Raw genomic sequence first — 24,553 nt, forward strand, 5'->3', positions numbered from 1 at the left:
GGTCATGAGCGAAGAAACGCCCCTTCCGATTGCCGATCCGACGACGACCCGATCGATCTTCGACTGGCTGGAGCGGTTCGCCGCCTGCGTCAGGGCGGTCGACTATGCCGCCGCCCGGCCGTTCTGGCATTCCGGCATCATCTCGTTCGGCACCTATCAGGAACTGATCCACGGCCGCGCGCGCTGGACCGAGATGCAATGGGACAATGTCTGGCCCCGCACCGCGGACTTCGCCTTCGATCTCGCGCATACGGAGGTGCTGATCAGCGCCGATGGCGGCATGGCGACGGTGATCACGCCCTGGGCCAGCACGGGCTTCCACACCGACGGCAGCCGTTTCGATCGGCCGGGGCGGGCGACGATCATTCTCGCGCGTCAGGCTGACGGTCGCTGGCTCGGCATCCATTCCCACATGTCGCTGCGGCGCGGCGTGCCGCAGGACAGCCACGGCAATCGGCCCGTCAAGGCCCGTTGATCGCGAAACGATTGGCTAGATGATTTGCCTTGTCCGCCGCGCCACGCTGCGGCGTTCGTCGATGTGTGGGCCATAGGCGCTCTGCGCGTCGGCCAATGACCCACGCCGCAGCCCGCGCGTCTGCGGTTCGTGCGCGGCAGTTGCGATCAGGTGAGCCAGAAATGAAGGATCCCCGTGCGGCAGCGGGATCTTGGGCGCCCAATGGGTGGTCGCGGTCAGCGGCACCAGCGCCGTGCCGGTCGCCGCGGCAGCGTCCGTGAACTCGCCGTCGAGGATTTCTGACTGATCGATATCCGGCATCGCCTGCGACCCGTAGGAGCGTCATAGTTTGGGACGTTTGCGCCCCCTGCAACACCCTCATGGCAAGGGTCATGCCCGCCATCCCCAGTTCGTTCCATGGCGGTCGAAAACGTGGTTTCCAGATTATTTATCAACTTCTCCTAGCGTTGGATTCGCCGGAACCACTATCTTGAGAGTGTGTAGAATCACTGGGCGCCGTCCCAAATCGAGACATGTTCGATGTCCCCTGTCCCGCCAGCTGCCAGCATCCTCGCCTCGCTCGGCCAAGCGACATTCGCCTGGGATCTGGCGACGGACGCGATTGCGTGGAGCGACAACGCGGCGACGGTCTTCGCTGACATCCCGGCCCCGGCACTCGCGAGCGGCGCCGAACTGGCAAAGCTGATCGAGCCACAGCGCTCGGTGCGATCGGATGCGCTCGGCCAGTCCGCGCCGGTGCGGAGCGGCGAGGGCGTGCCCTACCGGATCGAATACGGCGTACGCGCTATCACCTCGGCACCGGTGATCTGGATCGAGGAGACCGGCTGCTGGTTTGCCGGCGCCGACGGCCGGCCGTCGCGCGTGCAGGGCGTCGTCCGCATCAACAATGAACGGCACGCGCGCGACGAGCAGCTCTTGAAGCTGTCGCGGCACGATCCGCTGACGGGCGAGCTCAACCGCACCCACCTGATCGCCTCGCTCGCCGAGACGATCGAGGAGTGTGCCCGCTTCCGCACCTCCTGCGCCTTCATGCTGATCGGCATCGATCATCTGGCCCGCGTCAACGATGCCTTCGGCTTCGATGTCGCGGACGCCGTGATCGCCGAGGTGGCGAAGCGAATTCGCGCGCGGCTGCGCAGCGGCGACATGCTCGGCCGCTTCTCCGGCAACAAGTTCGGCCTGATCCTGCGCAACTGCACCGTCGACGACACCAATGTCGCGGCCGAGCGTTTCCTCGCCGCGGTGCGGGACGAGGTGGTGCCGACCAAGTCCGGCCCGGTGTCGGTGACGGCATCGATCGGCGCCGTCACGCTTCCGCGCCACGCCAGGTCGGCGGAGGAGGCGGTCAATCGCGCCCAGGAGACGCTGGATGCGGCCAAGAGCCGCCGCGCCGGATCGTTCGCGCTGTGGAAGCCGAATGTCGAGCGCGATGCGCAGCGCCGCGTCAATATCCGCGTCACCGACGAGATCGTCACCGCGCTGAACGAGCGCCGCATCGTGATCGGCTTCGAGCCGGTGGTCGATGCGCGCCTCCGGCAGCCCGCGTTCTACGAGTGCCTGGTCCGCATGGAGCAGGACGACGGCCGCGCGCTGCTGGCGCCCGACATCGTGCCGGTCGCCGAGCGGCTCGGCCTGATCCGGCTGGTCGATCACCGCGTGCTGGAGCTTGCGATCGCCGAGCTCGCCTCGGCGCCTGGCGTGCAGCTCAGCCTCAACATCTCGCCCGACACCACGATGGACCCGGACTGGTGGGCCACCATCGAATCCTTGATGCGCGCGCATCCCGGCGTCGGCGAGCGGCTGATCGTCGAGATCACCGAGACGGTCGCGATCCAGGATATCGACGACGTCCGCGGCTTCGTCACGCGGCTGAAGAATTTCGGCAGCCGGATCGCGATCGACGATTTCGGCGCCGGCTACACCTCGTTCCGCAACCTGCGCAAGCTCGGCGTCGACATTGTCAAAATCGACGGCGCCTTCGTGCAGAACATCGTGCGCTCGGCGGACGATCGCGCCTTCGTGCAGACGCTGATCGATCTGGCGCGCCGTCTTGAAATCAAGACGGTCGCCGAATGGGTGCAGGACGAGGAAGCCGCGGTGATGCTGCGCGAATGGGGCTGCGACTTCATCCAGGGCCGCCTGATCGGCCTCGCCTCGCCGGACCGGCCGTGGAATACTCCGGCGGAGAAGGCCGTGCCGGCGGCAGGGTGATTTGGATCGCCGCTGTTAGCACCTCATCCTGAGGAGCCGCGAAGCGGAGTCTCGAAGGATGCACGGCCCCGCTGGTGGCCGTCGACCCTTCGAGACGCGCGCGCTGCGCGCTCCTCAGGGTGACGGAGTCAAAGCGAGACCGCCCGGTGATGGGATCGAACCCTACTCGTCCTTCTTCGCCGGCTGCGACATGCGCTCGAGGCGTTCCTGCATGTCCTTCATCTGGCGGCGGAGATCGTCGATATTGCCGTCGTCAGGCGTCGGCTCCGGCACCTTCTCGGCCTCGGTGCCGCCGCGCTGCGGCGGCACGAACGGCTTGAACATCGAGAAGGTCTGCTGGAACAGCTCCATGTTGCGGCGAACCTGCTCCTCCAGCGGGGCAAACGGCGTCCCGCTCAGGGCGCCGGCGATCTGCTTGCGGAACTTCTCCTGTTCCTTGGTCAGCGTCTCGATCGACTGTTCGAGATATTTCGGCACCACCATCTGCATGCTGTCGCCATAGAAGCGGATCAGCTGCCGCAGGAAGGTCGTCGGCAGCAGGTTCTGCCCGGCCTTGTTCTCCTGTTCGAAGATGATTTGCGCAAGCACGGAGCGGGTAATGTCGTCGCCTGTCTTGGCGTCATAGACGAGGAAATCCTCGCCTTCCTTCACCATCGCCGCGAGATCCTCGAGCGTCACATAGGTGCTCGTACCGGTATTATAGAGCCGCCGGTTCGCGTATTTCTTGATCGTGGTCGGTTGTTCAGATTTTGCCATGGGCTCTCACTTCAACACCGAAGAACCTGGACCCCGACGGCATCGCCGCAGGGCTAAATGCAACGCATCGCAGCAAAGGTAAGCATTTTCAAAGCGCTTCGGCTACAGTTTTGTGCTGTGCGGTTAATTCCAAAGCATAGGATTTGCTCAGGAATGTGCCAAGGGCGTCATTTTGAGTGCGCCGCGGCGCGATTTGCGCGTCGGCGCGATTGACATGTCTCAACGAGGTTTACAGGATAGTCACCAAGAGACAGGCCCGCCAAACCGGCCGCCCGCCGTCGAGAAACCCAGCTACAACCCATAGGAGATGTCCATGTCAGACGATGTCGTCATCGTCAGCGCCGCCCGCACCCCCGTCGGTAGCTTCAACGGCGCTTTCGCCACCACGCCGGCCCACGACCTCGGCGCGATCGCCATCAAGGCGGCGCTGGAGCGTGCCGGCGTCGAAGGCGGTCAGGTCTCCGAAGTCATCATGGGCCAGATCCTCACCGCCGCCCAGGGCCAGAACCCGGCCCGCCAGGCCTCGATCGCGGCCGGCATCCCGGTGGAAAGCCCGGCCTGGGGCGTCAACCAGCTCTGCGGCTCGGGCCTGCGCACCGTGGCGCTCGGCTACCAGGCGCTGCTCAACGGCGATTCCTCGATCGTCGTCGCGGGCGGCCAGGAGTCGATGAGCATGGCCCCGCACGCGCAGTATCTGCGCGGCGGCGTCAAGATGGGCGGCCTCGAGCTGATCGACACCATGATCAAGGACGGCCTCTGGGATGCCTTCAACGGCTACCACATGGGCAACACCGCCGAGAACGTCGCCAAGCAGTACCAGATCACCCGTTCGCAGCAGGACGAGTTCGCGGTCGGCTCGCAGAACAAGGCCGAGGCGGCGCAGAAGGCCGGCAGGTTCAAGGACGAGATCGTCCCGGTCACGATCAAGTCCCGCAAGGGCGACATCGTGGTCGACGCCGACGAGTATCCGCGCCACGGCGCCACCCTCGACGCGATGGCCAAGCTGCGCGCCGCCTTCGAGAAGGACGGCACCGTGACCGCCGGCAACGCCTCCGGCATCAATGACGGCGCCGCCGCGGTCGTGCTGATGACCGCCAAGGAAGCCGCCAAGCAGGGCAAGAAGGTGCTCGCCCGCATCGTCTCGTGGGGCCAGGCCGGCGTCGACCCCAAGATCATGGGCACCGGCCCGATTCCCGCCTCGCGCGCGGCGCTGAAGAGGGCCGGCTGGAACATCGCCGACCTCGATCTGATCGAGGCCAACGAGGCGTTCGCGGCGCAGGCCTGCGCCGTCAACAAGGACCTCGGCTGGGATCCGGCCAAGGTCAACGTCAATGGCGGCGCGATCGCGATCGGCCATCCGGTCGGCGCATCGGGTGCGCGCGTGCTGGTGACGCTGCTGCACGAGATGCAGAAGCGCGATGCCAAGAAGGGCCTCGCGACGCTGTGCATCGGCGGCGGCATGGGCATCGCTATGTGCGTTGCACGCGACTGAACAAAAGGCAGCGAGGCCGGCTAGGTGATGAAAAGATCATCTGTCAACCACGGCGCGAGCTGATAGAAAAGATGCCCGGCTTTGCGCCGGGCATTTTTGTTTCAGGCGAGCATGATCCGGAAAAGTGTGAGCGGTTTTCCGAAAAGATCATGCTCAAAAAGGGAGCTGAAGCGCGACGATCTCATCGCGCTTTGTTGTGAGTGCGGAGACCGGAGTTATCCGGTTATAAAAGACGACCAAGGAGGAGACGGACATGGCACGTGTTGCATTGGTGACGGGCGGAACGCGGGGCATTGGAGCTGCGATCAGCAAGGCGCTGAAAGCGGCGGGCTACAGCGTAGCGGCGAGCTACGCCGGCAATGACGCCGCGGCGGAGAAGTTCAAGGCGGAGAGCGGCATTCCGGTCTACAAGTGGGATGTCGCGTCGTTCGACGCCTGCGCGGCCGGCGTGAAGCAGGTCGAGGCCGATCTCGGCCCGGTCGACGTGCTCGTCAACAATGCCGGCATCACCAAGGATACCGCCTTCCACAAGATGACGCTCGAGCAGTGGAATGCCGTCATCAACACCAACCTCGGCTCGCTGTTCAACATGACGCGCCAGGTGATCGAGGGCATGCGCGCCCGCAAGTTCGGCCGCGTCATCTCGATCTCCTCCATCAACGGCCAGAAGGGCCAGTTCGGCCAGGTCAACTATTCGGCGGCAAAGGCCGGCGACATCGGCTTCACCAAGGCCTTGGCGCTGGAGAACGCCAAGGGCGGCATCACCGTGAACGTGATCTGCCCGGGCTACATCAACACCGAAATGGTGCAGGCGGTGCCGAAGGATGTGCTCGAGAAGAACGTGATCCCGCAGATTCCGGTCAACCGGCTCGGCGAACCCGAGGAGATCGCGCGCGCGGTGGTGTTCCTCGCGGCCGACGATGCCGGCTTCATTACCGGCTCGACGCTGACCGTGAACGGCGGCCAGTATCACGCCTAGTCGCTTTTACATTCATTGCCTGCGACAAATGCAGGCGTTTGCGCTAGCGACGAAGCAATCCACTCCGGTATGAGGCCGCGTGGATTGCTTCGCAACGCTTTTCATCAGCAGGGCCGTTGTCGGCAGCCACTCGGAACTGTAATCCGTCATCCTGAGGAGCGCGGAACGCGCGTCTCGAAGGATCGACGGCCCGGGTGTTTCCGCACACAAGGTCTTTCTCGCGGCGGCTGCGGGGCCGTGCATCCTTCGAGGCTCGCTACGCGAGCACCTCAGGATGACGGTGATAGCCTGTTGACTCGCAACGATAAGACAATGACGACCCGAACTGCTACCCTTGTCGGACTGACCGCCATCCTGATGTGGTCGCTGCTGTCGGTCATGACGGTCGCGACCGGGGCGATACCGGCGTTCCAACTCGCCGCCATGACCTTTGCGATCGGCGCCGCGTTCGCGTTCGCAAGCTTCCTGTTGCGTCCGGCCGCCTTCGGCGCCTTGAAGCAGCCGCTGGTCGCCTGGGTCGTCGGCGTCGGCGGGCTGTTCGGCTATCACGCGCTGTATTTCCTGGCGCTGCGCTTCGCGCCGCCGGCCGAGGCGGGCCTGCTCAACTATCTCTGGCCGCTGCTGATCGTGCTGTTCTCCTCGCTGCTGCCGGGCGAGCGGCTTGCGATCCATCACATCGTCGGCGCGCTGCTCGGCCTCGCCGGCACCGTGCTGCTGTTCGCCGGCAACACCGGCAGCTTCACCAAGGAGCAGATTCCCGGCTTCGCGGCGGCGTTCGTCGCGGCGTTCGTCTGGGCCGCCTATTCGGTGATGTCGCGCCGGCTCAAGGCGGTGCCGACGGATGCGGTCGCGGGCTTCTGCCTCGCGACGGCGGTGCTTGCTGCGCTGGTGCACGCCATGGTGGAGACCACGGTGTGGCCTGCGACCCCGCTGCAATGGCTTGCGGTCATCGCGCTCGGCATCGGTCCGGTGGGGGCTGCGTTCTTCGCCTGGGACATCGGCATGAAGCGCGGCGACATCCGCGTGCTCGGCGCTGCGTCCTACGCCACGCCGCTGCTCTCGACCGCGTTCCTGATCGCTGCGGGTTTCGCCAGGCCGAGCGCCAACATCGCGATCGCCGCGATTCTGATCGCCGGCGGCGGGTTGATCGCGGCGAAGGATATGGTGCTGGGAAAAAGAACGTAGGATGGGTGGAGCGAAGCCTGTTTCACCGTCACCCTGAGGAGGCCGCAAGGCGGCCGTCTCGAAGGGTCGACGGCCACCAGCGGGGCCGTTCATCCTTCGAGGTCGCTCCGCTCGCACCTCCAGCGACAAAGGCTTAGCCTTTGCGCGGGGATGACGGGGACGAAGCCGGCTCCCAGCCTTTCGCCGCCAGCTCGAATGTCGAAAATTCGAATCCCGGTGCAACGGTGCAGCCGACCAGCGTCCAGTCGCCGCTGCTCTCCGCGGCCTGCCAGGCGTCCGCCGGCACGATCGCCTGTGGCTGCTCGCCGCGCGCGACATCGGCGCCGAGCGTGATCAGTTGCTGCGAGCCGCCGTCCCGCGCGATCTTCAGAGTCAGTGGCGCGCCGGCGTAATAGTGCCACATCTCCACCGCGTCGATGCGGTGCCAGTGCGAGCGTTCGCCGCGCGCGAGCAGGAAATAGATCGCGGTCGAATGCGCGCGTCCATCGGCATCACCGCGTTCGTCGCGAAACGTCTCGCGATAATGCCCGCCTTCGGGATGCGGCTTCAGCGCGAGCCGCGCGATGATGTCGGCAGCCGAGAGCTGTGACATCACGACTTGTTCTTGCGCTCGCGGAGCTCGCCGAACACCAGCGCCGGATCGGCGCCCTTCATGTGCAGCTTGGCCGCGACCGCAGGCTCGTCGGCGCGCAGGAACACGTTGGCCTTCTTCTCATCGCCGAGCAGCACGGGAATCGTCGGCTTGTTCTCGGCGCGCAACTTGGTCACTTCCGCCGCGCGTGCCTGGAGATGCGGGTTGTCGGCCTCGATGGTGAGCGCGAACTTCACATTCGAGGCGGTGTATTCATGGCCGCAATACAGACGGAAATCGTCCGGCAGCGAACGCAGCTTCAGAAGCGAGTCCCACATCATCGGGTAGGTGCCTTCGAACACCCGCCCGCATCCGATCGAGAACAGCGTGTCGGCGGCGAACACCGCCTTCTCGCTGTCGAACACGTAGGAGATGTGGTCGAGCGTATGGCCGGGGGTCTCGACCACGCGGGCCAGCAGGCTGCCGACCTTGATGACGTCGGCGTTGGCGGCGCGCAGGTCGACATTGGCGATCTTGGCCGACTGGTCGTGCGGGGCGACGACGCGGCAGCCGTATTTCTGCTTCAGCTCGGCGACGCCGCCGACATGGTCGCCATGGTGATGGGTGATCAGGATGTCGGTCAGCGTCCAGCCTTCGCGCTCCAGCGCCTTGATGATCGGGCCGGCCTCCGGCGCGTCGATCGACGCCGTCGCCTTGGTTACGGGATCGTGGATCAGGTACCCGAAATTGTCGGTGAGGCAGCTGAAGGTGCGAATTTCGGCGGTCATGATATCTCCACGAACAAACGGGACGGACACTTCAGAGCATGATCTTCTCGAAAAACCGGTGCCCACTTTTTGGGATCATGCTCTTAACGCGCCCAATATAGGTGTGAAATATGGCGTTAACGCTCCGGCGGCAACGCAAATTTCGGCGCACCCCGGTGACAGGGGGCATGGTAGGCTGGCGAACATGGACGTCATCGACCTCCGCGATTTCTATTCGCAGCGCCTCGGCATCGTGGCGCGGCAGCTGATCAACCGCGGTATCCGCGCGCGCTGGCCGAACGCGGACGGCCAGCGCGTGCTCGGCCTCGGCTATCCGACGCCCTATCTCGGCCTGTTCCGTGAGACCTGCGAGCGCTGCATTGCCTTCATGCCGGCGGCCCAGGGCGTGCTGAAATGGCCGACCGGCCGGCCGGCGCTGGCGACCCTGATCGACGAATTCTCGATGCCGCTGCCGGATGCCGCGGTCGACCGCGTGCTGCTGGTGCATGCGCTGGAGATGTCCGACGATCCGGAGCGGCTGCTGCGCGAGGTGTGGCGGGTGCTGTCGCCGTCGGGGCGGCTGATCGCGATCATCCCGAACCGCCGCGGCGTCTGGACCCGCACCGACGCCACGCCGTTCGGCCATGGCCGGCCCTATTCGCGGGCGCAGATCACCCAACTGTTGCGGCAGACCTGGTTCACGCCGGCGTCATGGGGCGAGGCGCTGTTCATGCCGCCGGTGCAAGGCAGCTGGTTTCTGCGCTCGGCGATGGCGTGGGAGCGCGTCGGCGCCGCGCTGTCGATGCCGTTTGCCGGCGTGCATATTGTGGAAGCGAGCAAGCAGGTCTATCGCGCGATCCCCGCGCGCCGCGAGCGCACGCAACTGATCCCGTCATTGCGGCCGGTGCTGGTGCCGTCGTCGAGCGCGACGCGCAAATCAAGCCACTCGGAGTCGTAAGAGCGCACCCTCCCCTGGAGGGGGAGGGTCGGCTCACATGAGCAGCGCGAATGTGAGACGGGGTGGGGTGATCTCTCAACACGGGCAGAGCCCGATTGGAGAGATCACCCCACCCCGCTACGCTTCATGCGCAACGACCCTCCCCCTCCAGGGGAGGGTGGCTGCACGTGCGCGTTACTCGTTGCCCGGATTGAAGTCGTCGCTCGGCGCGGGCTGCGCCGCCATGTCGGCACGCGGGCCGTGCGGACGGCGGCGGCGGCGCGGAAAGCGCTCGCTGCGTTCGCCACGTTCTGCGCCGCCATTGTTGGCTTCATAGGTGCCACCGTTGACCTGCGGCTGCGCGCCGCCGGTGATGAACGAGGGCAGGCGATCGACACCGCCGGCGTCGGCCATCACGGGCTGCGGCTGGTTCTGCGGCTGCGGCTGATACTGCGGCTGCGGACGATGCTCGCGTTCGCGATGTTCACGCGGCTGCTGGTCGCGCTCGCGATGCTCGCGCGGCTGCTGCTGCTCGCGCTGGTACGGCTGCTGGCCGTTCTCGCGGACGAAGGTTTGCTGCTGCTGCGGCACGAAGCCCGGCTCCTGGCCGAAGCTCGAATAGCCGTCGCTGTCGTCGTCGCTGTCTTCGGTCGCGACCGGCTCGGCGTCGGGGCGCGGCTGCTGCTGGTTCTGCCGGAACTGCTCCTGCGCGGCGGCGATGATGCGGTAGTAGTGCTCGGCGTGCTGGTAGTAGTTCTCGGCTGCCACCGGATCGCCGGAGGAGCGTGCGTCGCGCGCGAGCTGAACGTATTTCTCGGCCACGTGGGAGGCCGTGCCGCGGATCTTGATGTCGGGTCCGTTGGATTCGTACACCCGTGTCAGGGGATTCTGGCCGCGCCGGTTATTGTTGTTGTTATTGTTGTTATTGTTCCGGTTGCGCATCCGCTTGTTGTTCTGACCGTTTCTCATCTGTCGCCTTTTATTCCAGCCCTGAAGTGATTGCAGTCCACAGTCCGATTTCTCAGAAGTGCGATTCTCAGAAGTCCGATACTCAAAAGTCCGATTCGGCGCGCGCCTAGGCACACGGAATCGCAATACCGTTCGAAGTGGCTTCGATGTCGCCGACCATCGCGTTCAGCAAAGACGCGTTCCCCAACCGCCGGCAAAACGCGCCAGCGACCAAATCATTCCGCCCGTTGAGACAGGCCCAGTTCTCGTGCGTAAGTCTTCAAGCGCAATAACAGGCTTTCGTTCGCTTGGCGGTCGAGAGCAGCACAGCTTCGGCTATTGCGCTCAATGAGACCTGCGTTCCTGGAACCTTTCGATCGGCGGGCTCTTGCTGAACCCTGGTCATCACCCGTAACAGGTTACGGGGCCAGCACCGATGTTGTGGCCGGAACGTAGTCGTTCCCGGGGGATAATCCAAGAGGTTTTTTTTCGTTCCAATAGGACTTTATCGGGGCAGCCGGCGGCCGGAAACCGCCCTCGGGACGCCCCCGAGATCGGCTTTGGGCGGCCCCGTTGGGGATAACCCGGACGCCGTCATCAGGGCTTCAACGTCGCCGCTTTGGCCCTGTCCAATTTCAACAACCAGAAATCCACCCGGTGTCAAAAGACCCGCACAGTGCGAGATCAGCGCGCGGTAGGCGTCGAGCCCGTCGGCGCCGCCGTCGAGCGCCGCGCGCGGGTCATGCGCGCGCACCTCGATGTCGAGACCGGCGATGTCGGCTGAGGGGATGTAGGGCGGATTGGACACGATCAGGTCGAATGCGCCGGTCAGTCCGCTGCCATAGTCGCATTCGATCCATGTCGCGCGCTCGCTCAGTCCGAGCGCGGCGGCATTCCGGCTCGCGGTCTCAAGCGCCTCCGCCGAGATGTCGGTCGCGAAGCCATGCGCGTGGGGCAGTTCCGAGAGCAGCGCCAGCAGGATCGCGCCGGAACCGGTGCCGAGATCGGCGATCCGCAATGCGCGCTCGGCAGCGCCGTCGGTGCGCAGCAGCTCGAGCGCGCGCTCGAGCACGGTCTCGGTGTCGGGGCGCGGCACCAGCGTCGCGGCGGAGAGCTGCAGCGAAAGTCCCCAAAACTCCTTGATGCCGAGAATGCGCGCGACCGGTTCACCGGCGAGGCGGCGCCGCGCGAGGGCCTCGACGCGATCCGCTTCGTCCTTGGTCAGCGTGCGCCGGGCGCCGGTGACCATGCCGGTCAGATCGAGCCCCAGCACGGCGCCGACCAGCAGCCGCGCATCGAGCTCGGCGGCCTCGCTGCCTGCCGCCTTGAGGCGTGCGGCCAATGTGCGCCGGGCACTCTCGACGGTCTGGCTGCCATGTTCGGCGGATGCGCTCATTGCGCGTTGTTAGCCGATGGTCGATGCGGCGTCGATATCGCTTGCGCCGTTTGCTGCCGGCGCGCACGCTCAAAGCCACAAATGATCGATCCGGAACGCGCGACCATGACGGGTTATGACGACCAGAACATCTTCGCAAAAATCCTGCGCGGCGAGATCCCGAGCTTCAAGGTCCATGAGACCGACCGGACCTTCGCGTTTCTCGACATCATGCCGCGCTCGCCCGGGCATACGCTCGTGATCCCGAAGGCGCCCGCGCGCGGTATCCTCGACATCGCGGAGGACGACCTTGCCGCGGTGGCGCGCTCGGCCAAGCGCATCGCTATCGCCGCGATGAAGGCGTTTGCCGCCGACGGCATCATCATCCAGCAGTTCAGCGAGCCCGTCAGCGGGCAGGTCGTCTTCCACCTGCATATGCATGTGATGCCGGTGAAGGCCGGCATCGCGCTGCTGCCGGCGCAGACCCGCAAGGAGGAGATGGACGTGCTCGCCGATCATGCCAGGCGCATGATCGCGGCGCTGGCAGGCTGAACGCCTGCATGACGGGATTGGATCGAAAGGCAGCCGCGAAAGCGGTGCGCTCCTTCCCCCGCAAACGCCCGTTGCGGGCGAGAGGTGTTCGCGCGATTTCGGAATATTAGAAATATATCCCTGAGTTGCCCGACGAGTCAAGCCGCCTTGTCGAACGCCGGCAGCCGCCGGCTCCTTTGCATGGGGTTGTTTTCGATATTTTGGCCGCGCGCCCGCGGCGGCGGGTTCGCTCTACACCCCGAGATAGCGTTGCAGCACGTCGGGCTGGGCCTTGATCTCCTGCGCCGGGCCTTCGTGGACGATGTGCCCGTTGTTGATGATGTAGATGCGCTGCGCCAGCGCCAGCGTCGCGGCGAGGTTCTGCTCCACCAGAACGATGGTCTGTCCGGCCTCGGCGAGATCGCGGCACGCCTTCATCAGGTCGCGCACGATCACCGGCGCCAGCCCCTCGAACGGCTCGTCGAGCAGGATGATCTTGGGATCGCGCACCAGCGCGCGCGCGATCGCCAGCATCTGCTGCTCGCCGCCGGAGAGGTCCGTGCCGCGGTTGCCGCGCCGCTCCCGCAGCCGCGGGAACATCTCGTAGATGCGGTCGAGCGGCCAGCGCTGCGAGGCGGTCAGCCCTGCGATCACGAGGTTCTCCTCGACGCTGAGGCTGCCGAAGATGCGGCGCTCCTCATGGACCAGCTGCATGCCGGCCTGCGCGATTCTGTGGCTCTTCTTGCCGGCGATATCGATCCCGTCGAACTTCACCGAGCCGCGGCGCGGGGTGACGACGCCCATCAGGCTCTTCAGCGTCGTGCTCTTGCCGGCGCCGTTGCGGCCGAGCAGCGCGACCACCTCGTTGCGCTCGACGCGCAAGGAGACGTCGAACAGGATGTGGGAATCCCCGTAATAGCTGTTCAGTCCGTTGACCTCGAGCAGGCTCATGCAGCGAGCACTCCATGCACGCCGCCAAGATAGGCTTCCTGGACGGTCGAATTGTTCTTGATCTCTTCCGGCGTTCCCTCGACCAGCACGCGGCCTTCCTGCAGCACGGTGACGCGCTCGGCGAGCTCGAACAGCGCATCCATGTCGTGATCGATGATGATCATGGTGCGGCCCTGGCTGATCGACTTCAGGAGCTTCACGGTCTCGACGCGTTCGCGCGGGCTCATGCCGGCCAGCGGTTCGTCGAGCAGCAGCAGGCTCGGCGACGTCGCGAGCGCCAGTCCGATCTCCAGCCGCCGCTTCTCGCCATAGGCGAGCTCGGACACCGGCGTATCGGGCCGCGAGGTCAGATTGACCAGCTCCAGCGTCTGCTGCACGCGCTCGGACAGGCCGGGAATGCTCTCGATGCTGCGGAACAGGTCGAGCCTGAACTTGCCGCGCAGCCCCGACAGCGCCGCGATCACGAGGTTTTCGCGCACGGTCAGGCCGGCGAACAGCTGGTTGACCTGGTAGCTCTTGGTCAGGCCGAGCTGGCAGACGTCGGTGACGTTCATGCCGGTGATGTCGCGGCCCTCGAACACGATGCTGCCCGAGGTCGGATGCACCTCGCAGGTCAGCATCTTGAAGAAGGTCGACTTGCCGGCGCCGTTCGGGCCGATGATGCCGCGCAGCTCACCGTGATTGACCGTGAAATCGATGTTGCTGTTGGCGAGCAGGCCGCCGTAGCGCTTGGTCAGGCCTTTGGCCTGGAGGATCGGACCGGACGGGCTGCCCCCGGGCCGCGGCCGCGCAAGCGCCGGCGCAGCGGCGGCTACCGCGGCGTGCGGCGTGCTTGCCACGGCGACCACCTCCGGCTCGCTCTCGTCCGGCTCGCGGGTGCCGCGCTGCCCGGTCAGCAGGCCATAGAGATCGGCGAGGCCGCCGATGATGCCGCGGCGCAGGAAGCACACCAGCAGCACGAACACGATGCCGAGCACGAGCTTCCAGGCCGCGCCGAGCCCGAGCGCCGCCTGCAGGAAGTCCTGCAGCGACAGCCACACCGCGGCGCCGACCAGCGGCCCGAACAGCGTGCCGCGGCCGCCGATCGCGGTCTGCATCACGAGCTGGCCCGAGGTGTCGAAGGTGAAGGCGTCGGGCGGCATGAAGGCCTGCAGCACGCCGAGCAGCCCGCCGGCGAAGCCGGCATAGGCGGCGGCGATCACGAAGGCGGTCAGCTTGTAGCCGTGGATGTTGTGGCCGACCGCGGTCGCGCGCAGCGGATTGTCCCTGATCGCGCTGAACACGGCGCCGACCGGCGAGCGCACGATGCGCAGCGCGATCACGACGCCGATGAAGTAGCACAGCGCCAGGAACTGGTAGAGCGACCAGCCGGTGGTGAAGTGCAGCGTGGTGAAGCCGAGATTGAAGCTCGGGGTCGGCACGCCCGGCAGCCCGTTCTCGCCGCCGGTGAAGTCCGACAGCGGATTGAATTCGACGAAGAAGAACACCTCGGCGATCGCGACCGTGATCATCGCGAAATAGATGCCGGTGCGGCGCAGCGCGATCAGGCCGATCAGGTAGCCGGCGGCTGCGGCCGCGATCATGCCGATGACGAGCGCGAGCACGACGTTGGGGAAGCCGGCGCGGGTCAGGAGATAGGCGGCAACGAAGCCGCCGGTGCCGTAGAAGGCCGACTGGCCGAACGACAGCAGGCCGGTGAAGCCGAACAGGATGTCGAAGCCGAGGCCGAACAGGCCCCAGACCAGGATCCGGTTCACCGTGTTGGGCGCGAAGCCGAGCCACGGCAGCACGAAGGGCGCGAGGATCAGGCCCGCGGCGGTCAGGAATTCGATCAAGTATGGGCGCTGTTTCAGCATCTAAAAATCCGTCGTCATTCGCGGCCTTGCGTGCCGAGCAGGCCGTGCGGTCGCAACACGAGCACGAGCGTCATCGCCGCGAACAGCATGACGTAGGCGTAACCGGGGTTGAACATCGAGGTGACGCTGATGATCTCGCCGGCGATCAGCCCGCCGAGGATCGCACCGGGAAACGAGCCGACGCCGCCAATCACCACCACCACGAAGGTCTCGACCAGGATGTCGTCGCCGACACCGGGTGTCAGCGACACCACCGGCGCGTTGATGATGCCGGCGAAGCCCGCGGCCATCGCGCCGATGCCGAACACGATCATGAAGACGCGGTAGACGTTGATGCCGAGCGAATCGACCATCACCGAATCCTCGATGCCGGCGCGCACGATCATGCCGAGCCGGGTGCGGTACAGGATCAGGAACAGCCCGCCGAGCGCGACCGCGACGATGCCGACCACGGCGAGGCGGTAGGTCGGATAGAACAGGAAGCCGAGCGAGGTGATGCCTTGCAGCAGCGCCGGCGGCGGCACCACCTGCGACTGGCTGGTGAAGATCAGCCGCACGATCTCGACGAAGCAGATGCCGAGGCCGAACGTCACCAGCAACTGGTCCTCATGCGGGCGATGGTAGAAGTGGCGGATGATGATCCGCTCCATCGCGACCCCGAGCGCCATCACGAACAGCGAGCCCGCGATGACCGCGAGGATGAACGAGCCGGTGTAGGAATAGGTCACGTATCCGGCGTAGCCGCCGATCATGAACATGGCGCCGTGGGCGAGATTGAGCACCCCGAGCGTGCCATAGATGATCGTCAGCCCGGAGCTGATCAGCGCGAGCAGCGCGCCGAGTGCCAGCCCGTTGAAGAGTTGCGAAACGAAATTTGGCCAGTTGATCATGGCGTGCGTTCACTTGGCCCGATTAATAGACATGGCGCTTATTGGACTTGGCGTTCGACACAAAGCGGCGCCGCGGGTCGGGTCGCCCCGCCCACGGCGCCGAGTCTTCCCACGTGAATCAGGTGTAGTCGCCGAGATGGCAGCCGAACGCGTCCGGCTTCTGCATCAGGCCGTCGCCGGGGACGATCTCGACCACCTCGTAATAGTCCTCCTTGTTCTTCATCTCCTTTTCCATCTTGCCGCGGACGATGATGACGGGACGGACGCATTGGTGATCTTCGGGACGATAGTGCACGTCGCCGACCAGCGAGGGGATGGTCTCGCCCTTCTCGTAGGCCTTGATGACATCGGGCGGATAGAAGCTGCCGGCTTCCTCGACCATGCGGGCCCAGTGCGCGAAGCTGACATAGGCATTCTCGGCGCCCCATTCCGGCTTGTAGCCGAACTTCTTCTCGAAGGTCTCGTTGAACATCTTGGCCAGCGGATACTTGTCCTCGATGGTCCACCAGTAATCGGTGGCGGCGTAGACGCCCTGCATCAGGCCACCGGTCTCGCGGGCGATGAACGGCACCTGGTAGGGCACCACGAGTTTCATCTTGTCGAGCACGCCGAACTGCTTGGCCTGCTGCGTCGAAAGCACGGCGTCGTGGCCCCAGTTGACGTTGATCAGCACGTCGGCGCCGGAATTCGCGACGTTGAGCAGGTACGACGAATAGTCCGGCGCGCCGAGCGGCGACACCTGGTTGGTGACGGTGGTCCAGCCCGCCTGCGCGAGGAAGTCCTGCATCGATTTGGTGACGGTGTGGCCGTAGGTGTAGTCGGGCGTCAAATAGGCGGCCTTCTTGCCCTTGCCGAACTGCTTGATCAGCACCGGCGCGATCGCGGCGGCAGCGGTCTGGCCGAAGAAGTTCTGGCGGAAGCCGTAACGCACGCAATCCTTGCCGGTGGTGTCGTTGGATCCGGAGATGCCGCAGACGAAGATCACCTTCTCGCGCTGCGCCAGCTTGTTCAGCGCGACCGCGACCGCGCTCGAGGTGCCGCCGGTGATCATCACCGCCTTGTTCTCCGAGATGAAGCGCTGCTGCGCCTGCACCGCCTCGTTCGGCTTCGCCGCGGAATCCGCCACGCCGAACTTCAGCTCCTTGCCGAGCACACCCTTTGAGGTCTTCGGCGAGATCTTCTTGATCAGATCGTGGCCGCTGTTGATGTGCTCGATCGCGAGCTGGTAGCCCTTCAATTCATCCTCGCCCTGCACCGCATAGGTGCCGGTGCGCGGCACCGAGATGCCGATGAAGGCCGAGGAGCCCGAAGTGCCGGCGGGAAACGTCCCGATCGCCGGCTTGTCCTCGGCGAATGCACGCGTTGCGATCGAGGCCGGCAGCACGGTGCCGCCGATCAGGCCTGCGCCGGCCTGTAGCAGGGTGCGACGCGAGACGTTGAGTGTTCTGCCCGGCCGGAAATCCTTGGTGCTCATCGCTTACTATCCTCCAATTATATTTGATTGTTGGCGCGCATGTTCATTGGTCGCCGGATCGGATCGATCGGCGGCAGGATGCGCCGGCTGCGATGTGGCAGCCCGTCATGGCTACAATTCCCCACCGGCATATTTAGTCAATGTCACCTTTCGTCGAATCACATCGGCCTACGATAGAATTAATATCGGTTCACGATGTATCGAGGGTTTACCGCCCGGGTGCCGGTCCTGTAAGTGAGGGGGCGATGATCCAGGAGCCTTCAAGTCGCACCGCAAATACCGCCGAGCACGCCGCGGCCGGAGACGGCGGCGCCGAGCCGTCGGGCGGGCTGAGCATCCGCGCGGTCAATGTCCTGAAGGAACTTTCGGTCGAGCTGCTCGACGAGGTGCCGCCGAAAATGGGCTGGACGCCGCCGGATGATCTGCTGCGTCTGCTCACTGCGCGCCATCTGGCGACCGCACGAAATTGCGGGCGGCAGACCATGCGCGAGATCATCGATTGGGCCGCCGCGCGCGGGATCGCGATCCCGGCGCCGCACCATACCGGCAAATCGCTGTCGGAGGTCTGGGGCGATCTGGTCGCGCGCGCCTCGGCCGGGCATCTCACCAAGAGCGAGATCACCGAGGCGCTCGAGAAGTCGATCCGCCGCAGGAGCCCGCGGATTCCGGTCGCCTTCCAGATCGTGCTCTTGAAGATATTGAGCTCGAGCTACGATCACTGGCCGCAGCCGTGATCTCCGCCCGGCCGTCAAACCGTTGAAAACATGAGTGCAAAGCTCGCCGGTAGGATGGTCCGCCGGACGCGGGCTTGCTAGCGTCGCGCACGCGTCCGCCGTCCGGCGGAGCGAGCAACGGGACGACGGAATGCCTCCATCAAAGCAGCGACGAACGCCAGTCGGAACCGCGAAGCGCAATGCCGCGGCCGCGACGGTGGATTACCCGGCGCTGGCGCAGTTTCGCTACGAGTTGCGGACGTTTCTCGCGTTCAGCGAGGAGGGGGCGCGGAAAGCCGGATTGACGCCGCAGCAGCATCAGGCGCTGCTCGGGATCAAGGGCTTCGTCGAGCCCGGCCCTCCGACCGTCGGCGATATCGCCCGCTTCCTGCTGATCCGGCACCATTCCGCCGTCGAGCTGATGAATCGCATGGCCAAGCTCGGGCTGATCAGCCGGGTGACCGATCCTGAGGATGCGCGGCGGGTTCAGCTCAAGCTGACGGCAAAGGGCGAGCAGAAGCTTCAGGCCATCTCGAAGAAGAACATCGAGGAGCTCCGCCGCGCCGCGAGCCCGGCGTTGCGCCGCCTGCTGCGGTCTGCGCCGAAGCCCGACGAGGCATGAACGGCTTTTCCGGCGGCGCTTGTTACGCCGCCGCACCCTGTGCTGCGAGCTGCGCGGCCTGGTGCTCGGTGGTCAGCGCATCGGTCAATTCGCCGAGCGCCTCGCCCGCGATCACCTGCGGCAGCTTGTAGAGCGTCAGATTGATGCGGTGGTCGGTGACGCGTCCTTGCGGGAAATTGTAGGTACGGATGCGCTCGGAGCGGTCGCCGGAGCCGACCTTCTCCTTGCGGTCGGCGGAGCGCGCGGCCTCGACGCGCTGACGCTCGGCATCATAGATGCGCGAGCGCAGGATGTTCATCGCCGACGCCCGGTTTTTGTGCTGCGAGCGGCTGTCCTGCATCATGACAACGATGCCGGTCGGAAGATGGGTGATGCGGATTGCCGACTCGGTCTTGTTGACATGCTGACCACCGGCGCCGCCGGCGCGCATGGTCTCGATCCTTAAGTCGGTGTCCTTGATGTCGACGTCGACATCCTCGACCTCGGGCAGCACGGCAACCGTTGCGGCCGAGGTGTGGATGCGGCCCTGCGTCTCGGTGTCGGGCACGCGCTGCACGCGGTGCACGCCGGATTCGAATTTCAGCTTGGCGAAGGCGCCGCGGCCCTGCACCTCGGCGATGATTTCCTTGTAGCCGCCGACGGTGCCCTCGCTTGCCGAGATCACTTCGACCTTCCAGCCCTGCAAGGCCGCGAAGCGCTCGTACATCCGGAACAGGTCGCCGGCGAACAGCGAGGCCTCGTCGCCGCCGGTGCCGGCGCGGATTTCCAGCACCACGTTGCGGTCGTCCATCGCGTCCTTGGGCAGCAGCGCGACGCGGATCTTCTGCTCGAGCTCGCCGATCCGCGCCTGCAAGGTTTCCAGCTCGGCCTCCGCCATGCTGCGCATCTCGGGGTCGGTGCCCGCATCGGCCAGCATCGCCTCGGTGTCGGCCAGCTCCGACCGGGCCGAGCGATAGAGCTTCACCGCATCGATCAGCGGATTGAGCTCGGCGAGCTCGCGCGTGATCGCAACGTAGCGGTCTGACTTGACCTCGCCGAGCAGCTCGGCCTCGAGCGAGGCGTGATGGGCGAGCAGGACGTCGAGTTTGGCTTCGGGTAGCATGGCGGTATCTCGAATTGCTGAAAGCGCGAAAGAGGCGGCGGAAGCGACGGCAGCGTCGCTACAAGGCCAGCCCCTCGGTTTCCGCAAACTTCGTCAGCGCCTCTCGGATCGAGACGCTGCCGACCGGTGCGTCGAGCAGCGGATTGATCATCGCCTCCGCCTTCTTGGCGTCGAGGTCGAGGATCATCGCCTTGACCGGGCCGTGTGCGGTCGCCGACAGCGACAGCGAGCGATAGCCGAGCGCGATCAGCGCCAGCGCGCCGATCGGTTTCGACGCCATCTCACCGCATAGCGAGGCGGCCTTCTTCGCGGTCTTGGCCTTGCGCACGATGTCGCGCAACGCGCGCAGGATCGGCGCCGACAGGATGTCGAAGCGCTCGGAGACCTTGGCGTTGCCGCGGTCGACCGCGAACAGGAACTGGAACAAATCGTTGGAGCCGACCGAGACGAAATCGACCTTCTTCAGGAGCTCGTCGAGCTGGTAGAGCAGCGCCGGCACCTCGACCATGGTGCCGATATCGATCCGCTCGGGCAGCGAATGGCCGTGCTGGCGCAGATAGGTCAGCTCGCGCTCGACGATCGCCTTGGCCTGGTCGAACTCGGCGATGTCGGAGATCATCGGGAACATGATCTTCAGCGCGCGGCCGCCGCCGGCGCGCAGCAGCGCGCGGATCTGGCCGCGCAGCAGGCCGGGGCGGTCGAGGCCGAGCCGGATCGCGCGCCAGCCGAGCGCGGGATTTTCCTCGACCACGGTCTCCATATAAGGCAGCGCCTTGTCGCCGCCGATGTCGAGCGTGCGGAAGGTGACGGGTTTGGCGCCGGCGGCGTCGAGCACGGTGCGGTACAGCGCGAGCTGGTCGCTCGAGCGCGGCAGGTTCGGGCTCACCATGAACTGCAATTCGGTGCGGAACAGGCCGATGCCGGCGCTGCCGGTGTCGTCGATATGCGGCAGGTCGATGGTCAGGCCGGCATTGATCAAAAGCTCGATCGGCTGGCCGTCCTTGGTCACGCAGGCCTTGTCGCGCAGCGCCGAATATTGCGCCTGCCGCCGCGCCCGGAACCGGACGCGCTCGGCGTAGGCGGATTCGATCTCGGTCGAGGGGCGGACATAGATCTCGCCGGAGATGCCGTCGACGATGATGGCGTCGCCGGGATCGGCGATGCCGGGCGCGTTCGGCACCTCGCCGACCGCGGGAATGCCGAGTGCGCGCGCCACGATCGAGACGTGGGAATTGGCGGTGCCTTCCTCCAGCACCAGGCCGCGCAGCCGCTTGCGGTCATAGTCGAGCAGCGCCGCGGGGCCCATCGCGCGGGCGATCAGGATGGCGTTGTCGGGCAGCTGCTCGCGCGACGGCGCATGATCCTGGCCGACCAGTTGCCGCATCAGGCGGTGGCCGAGATCCTCGAGGTCGTGCAGACGATCGCGCAAGTAAGGATCGGTCGAGCGCAGCATCCGCGCGCGGGTATCGGACTGCACGCGTTCGACGGCGGCTTCCGCGGTCAGGCCGGTGGCGACCGCCTCGTGCAGCTTGTGCGACCAGCCCTGGTCGTTGGCGAACATGCGGTAGGCTTCCAGCACCTCGCGGTGCTCGCCGCCGTCGGCGACATCGCCGCGCTCCAGCATGCGGTCGAGATCGGCGCGCAGGTTCGCCAGCGCCGTGTCCAGCCGCTTGATCTCCTTCGGCAGGTCCTCGGCGATGTAATTGGTGATGACGACGCGCGGCTCGTGCAGCACGACATGGCCGAGCGCGATACCGTCGGAGAGCACCGCGCCGGTCTTGTGCAGCGAGTGCCGCGCGGCGGGCTCGGCGCCGGGCTGCGCCAGCGCGGCCAACTCGCCGGAGGCGATCATCTCCGCCAGCACCATGGCGGTGGTCTGCAGCGCCTCGACCTCTTCCTCGACATAGGTGCGCTTGGCGCGGTTCTGCACCACAAGCACGCCGAGCGTGTTACCGGCGCGCAGGATCGGCACGCCGAGGAACGAGTGGTAGGCCTCTTCGCCGGTCTCCGGGCGGTAGGCGAAGGCCGGATGGCTTTGCGCGTCGGACAGATTGAGCGGCGTCGCCTCGCTGGCGACGAGGCCGACCAGGCCCTCATGCGCGCTCAGCACGGTGCGGTGCACGGCGTCGCGGTTCAGACCTTCGGTGGCGTAGAGCTCGAGCGTGTTGTCAACGCGCAGCACATAGGTCGAGCAGACCTCGGCCACCATGTTGGCCGCGATCAGCACCACGATCTTGTCGAGGCGCTCCTGGGCGGAGACTTGCTCCGCCATGGTTTCGCGGAGCCGTCTCAACAGGATGCGTGGGCCTCCCGACGCGCTCCGCATGTGCTTTAGTCCCTCCCCACGAGGCCGGCGCACCGGTGCGGCCGGCCGCTGGCGCAAATCTCGTCAAAAACAACAATTTTAGTCATTCGGTGTCGCCGCTCGCGCCAGTTCCCGCCGATTCGGGATCACTAAACTGTGCCACAGTTTGCGACAGCCTACCTGACTGGCCGTATAGCCAATCGAGGCTCGCTTTGCCAAGCAAAACGCCTGCCAGTAGCAAATAACGTCTGCGTCAGCCCAATGCTGCGCCCGCTAAGAGAAATTCTAACTCCGGGGCGGGGGTGGGGAGCCGCCTTCCCTTCTCCCCTTGTGGGAGAAGGTGGCTCGCATCGACAGATGCGAGACGGATGAGAGGTCTCTATCCGCGGAGGCAGACCCCTCACCCCGCTTCGCTGCGCGAAGCGACCCTCTCCCACAAGGGGAGAGGGTTCCATGGGTTACGCCTGGTCCAGGCCGTACAGCGTGTGCAGCGTGCGCACCGCGAGTTCGGTGTAGGCGGCGTCGATCAGGACCGAGAACTTGATCTCGGAGGTGGTGATGGCGCGGATGTTGATGTTGCGCTCGGACAGCGCCTTGAACGCCTTCGCTGCGACGCCGGCATGGCTGCGCATGCCGCTGCCGATCACCGAGACCTTGGCGACGTCGGTTGCGGTGTCGAGCCGGGCGTACCCGATCTTGGCCTTGGCCGAGGTGATCGTATCCTTGGCGCGGTTGTAGTCGGTGGCCGGCACGGTGAAGGTGAGGTCGGTGGTCTTGCCGTCCTCCGACACGTTCTGCACGATCATGTCGACGTTGATGTTGGCATCCGCGAGCGGCCCGAAGATCGCCGCGGCGACGCCGGGCTTGTCCTCGATCTGGCGCACGGAAATCTGGGCTTCGTCCTTGGAGAAGGCGATGCCGGTGACGACGTGCATTTCCATGATTTCCTCCTCGCTGCAGATCAGCGTGCCCGGCGGCTGGTTGGCGTGCGGGTCGATATCCTCAGGCTTGTCGAAGCTGGAGCGCACGAAGATCGGCATGTTGTGCACCATGCCGAGTTCCACCGAGCGAACCTGCAGCACCTTGGCGCCCTGCGAGGCCAGCTCCAGCATGTCCTCGAATGCGATCTTGTCGAGCCGGCGCGCCTTCGGCACCACGCGGGGATCGGTGGTGTAGACGCCGTCGACATCGGTGTAGATGTCGCAGCGGTCGGCCTTCAGCGCCGCCGCGATCGCCACCGCCGAGGTGTCCGAGCCGCCGCGGCCGAGCGTGGTGATGCGGCCGGTGTCGGGATTGATGCCCTGGAAGCCGGCGATGACAGCGACTTCCTTGCGCTCCTTGAAGCGGGTGACGATCTCGGTGCCGTCGATGTCGAGGATGCGCGCCGAGGCATGCGCGTCCGAGGTCTTGATCGGGATCTGCCAGCCCTGCCAGGAGCGCGCCTGGATGCCGAGGCCCTGCAGCACGATCGACAGCAGGCCCGAGGTGACCTGTTCGCCGGAGGCGACGATGGCGTCATACTCGCGCGCGTCGTGCATCGGCGAGGCCTCGGTGCACCAGGCCACCAGCTCGTTGGTCTTGCCGGACATCGCGGAGACGACGACGGCGACCTCGTGGCCCGCGTCGACCTCGCGCTTCACATGCTGCGCGACGTTGCGGATGCGATCGATATTGGCGACGGACGTACCGCCGAATTTCATCACGAGGCGGCCCATGACGACGCGTCTATTCCTTTAAGAGGATAAGTAGGTTAACCCACGCCGAAAACCGCAAGCGCGGGGACCGAAAGGCGCGTATACATAGCGCCGCGCCCGGGGGCAAGCCGGTGGTAGGGCTCATTTGGGGTCCTTCGGGGGTGTTTTACCGGTTGCGGGCGGGCTGTGGCGCAAGTGTGACGCACAGGGGCGACTCGGGGTAACGCGAAGGCGGATTGGATGGGACGCTATATCGACGAAATCCTGCAGCCTGGCGAGAAGGTGCTGTACTCCACCAACGCGCACTGGATGTACTATCTGCCGGCGATCGGGGCCTGGATCGTGGTGCTGGCGCTCTTGATCCTGTCGCGGATGACGACGGTCGACGGGCTCGTGCTGGCCTGCCTGGCGGCCGCCGCCGTGGTCGCGGTCGCGGCGCTGTACTGGACCGGCGCGGCCTGGTTCCATCGCTGGACCACGGAAACCGACGTCACCAACTTCCGCGTGGTGCACAAGAGCGGCTTCATCAAGCGGCGCACCTTCGAGATGAGCCTCGACAAGGTCGAGAGCGTCGACGTCAACCAGAGCATCATGGGGCGCCTGCTCAATTATGGCGACGTCACCATCCGCGGCGTCGGCGAGGGCATTGAGATCATCAAGACCATCGCCTCGCCGCTGTCGTTCCGCAATTCGATCACCGCGCGATAGGGGCGCGCGCA

At 65.7% G+C, this 24,553-nt stretch carries 24 protein-coding genes; 11 read left to right on the forward strand and 13 right to left on the reverse strand.

Annotation, left to right across the window (positions count from 1 at the left end):
• Window positions 1–4: 4 nt before the first annotated feature.
• Window positions 5–475: a YybH family protein gene (locus tag BI327_RS25235; protein ID WP_076863974.1), complete on the forward strand. Its 471-nt coding sequence runs from the start codon at window positions 5–7 to the stop codon at window positions 473–475.
• A 15-nt stretch (window positions 476–490) separates the two neighbouring features.
• Here BI327_RS25235 and BI327_RS25240 read toward each other — a convergent pair whose 3' ends face one another.
• Window positions 491–775: a hypothetical protein gene (locus BI327_RS25240; RefSeq protein ID WP_076863975.1), complete on the reverse strand. Its 285-nt coding sequence runs from the start codon at window positions 773–775 to the stop codon at window positions 491–493.
• Between the two features lie 219 nt (window positions 776–994).
• On the opposite strand from BI327_RS25240, the gene BI327_RS25245 reads away from it, so the two are divergent.
• Window positions 995–2,686 carry a putative bifunctional diguanylate cyclase/phosphodiesterase gene (locus BI327_RS25245; protein WP_076863976.1) on the forward strand — a complete coding sequence of 564 codons (1,692 nt, stop codon included), beginning with the start codon at window positions 995–997 and terminating at the stop codon, window positions 2,684–2,686.
• Between the two features lie 162 nt (window positions 2,687–2,848).
• On the opposite strand, the gene phaR is transcribed toward BI327_RS25245, so the two are convergent.
• Window positions 2,849–3,442, reverse strand: coding sequence for a polyhydroxyalkanoate synthesis repressor PhaR (gene phaR / locus BI327_RS25250; protein ID WP_076863977.1), 594 nt, complete (start codon window positions 3,440–3,442; stop codon window positions 2,849–2,851).
• Window positions 3,443–3,755: 313 nt separating this feature from the next.
• Between phaR and BI327_RS25255 the strand changes: the two genes are divergently transcribed.
• The 4 genes from BI327_RS25255 (at window position 3,756) to yddG (ending at window position 7,098) form a co-directional block, all read left to right on the forward strand.
• Window positions 3,756–4,934, forward strand: a complete 1,179-nt coding sequence (locus BI327_RS25255) for an acetyl-CoA C-acetyltransferase (RefSeq protein WP_076864280.1) — start codon at window positions 3,756–3,758, stop codon at window positions 4,932–4,934.
• A 71-nt stretch (window positions 4,935–5,005) separates the two neighbouring features.
• Window positions 5,006–5,134 carry a hypothetical protein gene (locus BI327_RS43580; RefSeq protein WP_283807811.1) on the forward strand — a complete coding sequence of 43 codons (129 nt, stop codon included), beginning with the start codon at window positions 5,006–5,008 and terminating at the stop codon, window positions 5,132–5,134.
• Between the two features lie 53 nt (window positions 5,135–5,187).
• Window positions 5,188–5,913: an acetoacetyl-CoA reductase gene (gene phbB / locus BI327_RS25260; protein ID WP_076863978.1), complete on the forward strand. Its 726-nt coding sequence runs from the start codon at window positions 5,188–5,190 to the stop codon at window positions 5,911–5,913.
• A gap of 312 nt (window positions 5,914–6,225) precedes the next feature.
• Entirely contained in the window at window positions 6,226–7,098 is an 873-nt protein-coding gene (gene yddG / locus BI327_RS25265) for an aromatic amino acid exporter YddG (protein ID WP_076863979.1), read from the forward strand.
• A gap of 133 nt (window positions 7,099–7,231) precedes the next feature.
• Here the strand turns inward: yddG and BI327_RS25270 are convergent, their stop codons facing one another.
• A complete protein-coding gene (locus tag BI327_RS25270; RefSeq protein WP_076863980.1) occupies window positions 7,232–7,690 on the reverse strand; it encodes a cupin domain-containing protein in 459 nt (152 codons plus the stop codon).
• Complete coding sequence (gene gloB, locus BI327_RS25275) at window positions 7,690–8,457, reverse strand: hydroxyacylglutathione hydrolase (protein WP_076863981.1); 768 nt, start codon at window positions 8,455–8,457, stop codon at window positions 7,690–7,692. The genes BI327_RS25270 and gloB overlap by 1 nt, the downstream gene beginning before the upstream one ends.
• Window positions 8,458–8,641: 184 nt before the next feature.
• On the opposite strand from gloB, the gene BI327_RS25280 reads away from it, so the two are divergent.
• Window positions 8,642–9,394, forward strand: a complete 753-nt coding sequence (locus BI327_RS25280) for a class I SAM-dependent methyltransferase (RefSeq protein ID WP_076863982.1) — start codon at window positions 8,642–8,644, stop codon at window positions 9,392–9,394.
• A gap of 174 nt (window positions 9,395–9,568) precedes the next feature.
• On the opposite strand, the gene BI327_RS25285 is transcribed toward BI327_RS25280, so the two are convergent.
• Both BI327_RS25285 and prmC read right to left on the reverse strand, forming a co-directional pair.
• Entirely contained in the window at window positions 9,569–10,342 is a 774-nt protein-coding gene (locus BI327_RS25285) for a DUF4167 domain-containing protein (protein WP_076863983.1), read from the reverse strand.
• Between the two features lie 484 nt (window positions 10,343–10,826).
• Entirely contained in the window at window positions 10,827–11,717 is an 891-nt protein-coding gene (gene prmC / locus BI327_RS25290; RefSeq protein WP_076863984.1) for a peptide chain release factor N(5)-glutamine methyltransferase, read from the reverse strand.
• Between the two features lie 105 nt (window positions 11,718–11,822).
• Between prmC and BI327_RS25295 the strand changes: the two genes are divergently transcribed.
• Window positions 11,823–12,248 (forward strand): HIT domain-containing protein, encoded by a 426-nt coding sequence (locus BI327_RS25295; protein ID WP_076864281.1) that lies wholly within the window; start codon window positions 11,823–11,825, stop codon window positions 12,246–12,248.
• Between the two features lie 231 nt (window positions 12,249–12,479).
• Here BI327_RS25295 and BI327_RS25300 read toward each other — a convergent pair whose 3' ends face one another.
• The 4 genes from BI327_RS25300 to BI327_RS25315 all read right to left on the reverse strand — a co-directional run bounded on the left by BI327_RS25300 (window position 12,480) and on the right by BI327_RS25315 (window position 17,398).
• Window positions 12,480–13,178 carry an ABC transporter ATP-binding protein gene (locus BI327_RS25300; protein WP_076863985.1) on the reverse strand — a complete coding sequence of 233 codons (699 nt, stop codon included), beginning with the start codon at window positions 13,176–13,178 and terminating at the stop codon, window positions 12,480–12,482.
• Window positions 13,175–15,034 (reverse strand): branched-chain amino acid ABC transporter ATP-binding protein/permease, encoded by a 1,860-nt coding sequence (locus tag BI327_RS25305; protein WP_076863986.1) that lies wholly within the window; start codon window positions 15,032–15,034, stop codon window positions 13,175–13,177. The genes BI327_RS25300 and BI327_RS25305 overlap by 4 nt, the downstream gene beginning before the upstream one ends.
• Window positions 15,035–15,048: 14 nt before the next feature.
• Window positions 15,049–15,924 (reverse strand): branched-chain amino acid ABC transporter permease, encoded by an 876-nt coding sequence (locus tag BI327_RS25310; protein WP_076863987.1) that lies wholly within the window; start codon window positions 15,922–15,924, stop codon window positions 15,049–15,051.
• Between the two features lie 118 nt (window positions 15,925–16,042).
• On the reverse strand, window positions 16,043–17,398 hold the full coding sequence (locus BI327_RS25315; RefSeq protein WP_076863988.1) for a substrate-binding protein: 1,356 nt from the start codon (window positions 17,396–17,398) through the stop codon (window positions 16,043–16,045).
• A gap of 245 nt (window positions 17,399–17,643) precedes the next feature.
• Between BI327_RS25315 and BI327_RS25320 the strand changes: the two genes are divergently transcribed.
• Both BI327_RS25320 and BI327_RS25325 read left to right on the forward strand, forming a co-directional pair.
• Complete coding sequence (locus BI327_RS25320) at window positions 17,644–18,132, forward strand: hypothetical protein (protein ID WP_076863989.1); 489 nt, start codon at window positions 17,644–17,646, stop codon at window positions 18,130–18,132.
• Window positions 18,133–18,262: 130 nt separating this feature from the next.
• Window positions 18,263–18,733, forward strand: a complete 471-nt coding sequence (locus BI327_RS25325; RefSeq protein WP_076863990.1) for a MarR family winged helix-turn-helix transcriptional regulator — start codon at window positions 18,263–18,265, stop codon at window positions 18,731–18,733.
• Window positions 18,734–18,755: 22 nt separating this feature from the next.
• On the opposite strand, the gene prfA is transcribed toward BI327_RS25325, so the two are convergent.
• The 3 genes from prfA to BI327_RS25340 form a co-directional block, all read right to left on the reverse strand.
• Window positions 18,756–19,835, reverse strand: a complete 1,080-nt coding sequence (gene prfA / locus BI327_RS25330; RefSeq protein WP_076863991.1) for a peptide chain release factor 1 — start codon at window positions 19,833–19,835, stop codon at window positions 18,756–18,758.
• A gap of 58 nt (window positions 19,836–19,893) precedes the next feature.
• On the reverse strand, window positions 19,894–22,161 hold the full coding sequence (ptsP, locus tag BI327_RS25335) for a phosphoenolpyruvate--protein phosphotransferase (protein WP_076863992.1): 2,268 nt from the start codon (window positions 22,159–22,161) through the stop codon (window positions 19,894–19,896).
• Window positions 22,162–22,598: 437 nt separating this feature from the next.
• Window positions 22,599–23,855 carry an aspartate kinase gene (locus BI327_RS25340; RefSeq protein WP_076863993.1) on the reverse strand — a complete coding sequence of 419 codons (1,257 nt, stop codon included), beginning with the start codon at window positions 23,853–23,855 and terminating at the stop codon, window positions 22,599–22,601.
• A gap of 219 nt (window positions 23,856–24,074) precedes the next feature.
• On the opposite strand from BI327_RS25340, the gene BI327_RS25345 reads away from it, so the two are divergent.
• Window positions 24,075–24,542: a PH domain-containing protein gene (locus tag BI327_RS25345; RefSeq protein ID WP_076863994.1), complete on the forward strand. Its 468-nt coding sequence runs from the start codon at window positions 24,075–24,077 to the stop codon at window positions 24,540–24,542.
• Window positions 24,543–24,553: the final 11 nt, after the last annotated feature.

The sequence above is a fragment of the Bradyrhizobium mercantei genome (assembly GCF_001982635.1).
Taxonomy (GTDB): domain Bacteria; phylum Pseudomonadota; class Alphaproteobacteria; order Rhizobiales; family Xanthobacteraceae; genus Bradyrhizobium; species Bradyrhizobium mercantei.

What these genes read in the sequence shown, in the direction of transcription:
- BI327_RS25235 (WP_076863974.1), top strand. Translation starts at nt 5, where the DNA reads ATGAGCGAAGAAACGCCCCTTCCGATTGCCGATCCGACGACGACCCGA.
- BI327_RS25240 (WP_076863975.1), bottom strand. Translation starts at nt 775, where the DNA reads ATGCCGGATATCGATCAGTCAGAAATCCTCGACGGCGAGTTCACGGAC.
- BI327_RS25245 (WP_076863976.1), top strand. Translation starts at nt 995, where the DNA reads ATGTCCCCTGTCCCGCCAGCTGCCAGCATCCTCGCCTCGCTCGGCCAA.
- phaR (WP_076863977.1), bottom strand. Translation starts at nt 3,442, where the DNA reads ATGGCAAAATCTGAACAACCGACCACGATCAAGAAATACGCGAACCGG.
- BI327_RS25255 (WP_076864280.1), top strand. Translation starts at nt 3,756, where the DNA reads ATGTCAGACGATGTCGTCATCGTCAGCGCCGCCCGCACCCCCGTCGGT.
- BI327_RS43580 (WP_283807811.1), top strand. Translation starts at nt 5,006, where the DNA reads ATGCCCGGCTTTGCGCCGGGCATTTTTGTTTCAGGCGAGCATGATCCG.
- phbB (WP_076863978.1), top strand. Translation starts at nt 5,188, where the DNA reads ATGGCACGTGTTGCATTGGTGACGGGCGGAACGCGGGGCATTGGAGCT.
- yddG (WP_076863979.1), top strand. Translation starts at nt 6,226, where the DNA reads ATGACGACCCGAACTGCTACCCTTGTCGGACTGACCGCCATCCTGATG.
- BI327_RS25270 (WP_076863980.1), bottom strand. Translation starts at nt 7,690, where the DNA reads ATGTCACAGCTCTCGGCTGCCGACATCATCGCGCGGCTCGCGCTGAAG.
- gloB (WP_076863981.1), bottom strand. Translation starts at nt 8,457, where the DNA reads ATGACCGCCGAAATTCGCACCTTCAGCTGCCTCACCGACAATTTCGGG.
- BI327_RS25280 (WP_076863982.1), top strand. Translation starts at nt 8,642, where the DNA reads ATGGACGTCATCGACCTCCGCGATTTCTATTCGCAGCGCCTCGGCATC.
- BI327_RS25285 (WP_076863983.1), bottom strand. Translation starts at nt 10,342, where the DNA reads ATGAGAAACGGTCAGAACAACAAGCGGATGCGCAACCGGAACAATAAC.
- prmC (WP_076863984.1), bottom strand. Translation starts at nt 11,717, where the DNA reads ATGAGCGCATCCGCCGAACATGGCAGCCAGACCGTCGAGAGTGCCCGG.
- BI327_RS25295 (WP_076864281.1), top strand. Translation starts at nt 11,823, where the DNA reads ATGACGGGTTATGACGACCAGAACATCTTCGCAAAAATCCTGCGCGGC.
- BI327_RS25300 (WP_076863985.1), bottom strand. Translation starts at nt 13,178, where the DNA reads ATGAGCCTGCTCGAGGTCAACGGACTGAACAGCTATTACGGGGATTCC.
- BI327_RS25305 (WP_076863986.1), bottom strand. Translation starts at nt 15,034, where the DNA reads ATGCTGAAACAGCGCCCATACTTGATCGAATTCCTGACCGCCGCGGGC.
- BI327_RS25310 (WP_076863987.1), bottom strand. Translation starts at nt 15,924, where the DNA reads ATGATCAACTGGCCAAATTTCGTTTCGCAACTCTTCAACGGGCTGGCA.
- BI327_RS25315 (WP_076863988.1), bottom strand. Translation starts at nt 17,398, where the DNA reads ATGAGCACCAAGGATTTCCGGCCGGGCAGAACACTCAACGTCTCGCGT.
- BI327_RS25320 (WP_076863989.1), top strand. Translation starts at nt 17,644, where the DNA reads ATGATCCAGGAGCCTTCAAGTCGCACCGCAAATACCGCCGAGCACGCC.
- BI327_RS25325 (WP_076863990.1), top strand. Translation starts at nt 18,263, where the DNA reads ATGCCTCCATCAAAGCAGCGACGAACGCCAGTCGGAACCGCGAAGCGC.
- prfA (WP_076863991.1), bottom strand. Translation starts at nt 19,835, where the DNA reads ATGCTACCCGAAGCCAAACTCGACGTCCTGCTCGCCCATCACGCCTCG.
- ptsP (WP_076863992.1), bottom strand. Translation starts at nt 22,161, where the DNA reads ATGCGGAGCGCGTCGGGAGGCCCACGCATCCTGTTGAGACGGCTCCGC.
- BI327_RS25340 (WP_076863993.1), bottom strand. Translation starts at nt 23,855, where the DNA reads ATGGGCCGCCTCGTGATGAAATTCGGCGGTACGTCCGTCGCCAATATC.
- BI327_RS25345 (WP_076863994.1), top strand. Translation starts at nt 24,075, where the DNA reads ATGGGACGCTATATCGACGAAATCCTGCAGCCTGGCGAGAAGGTGCTG.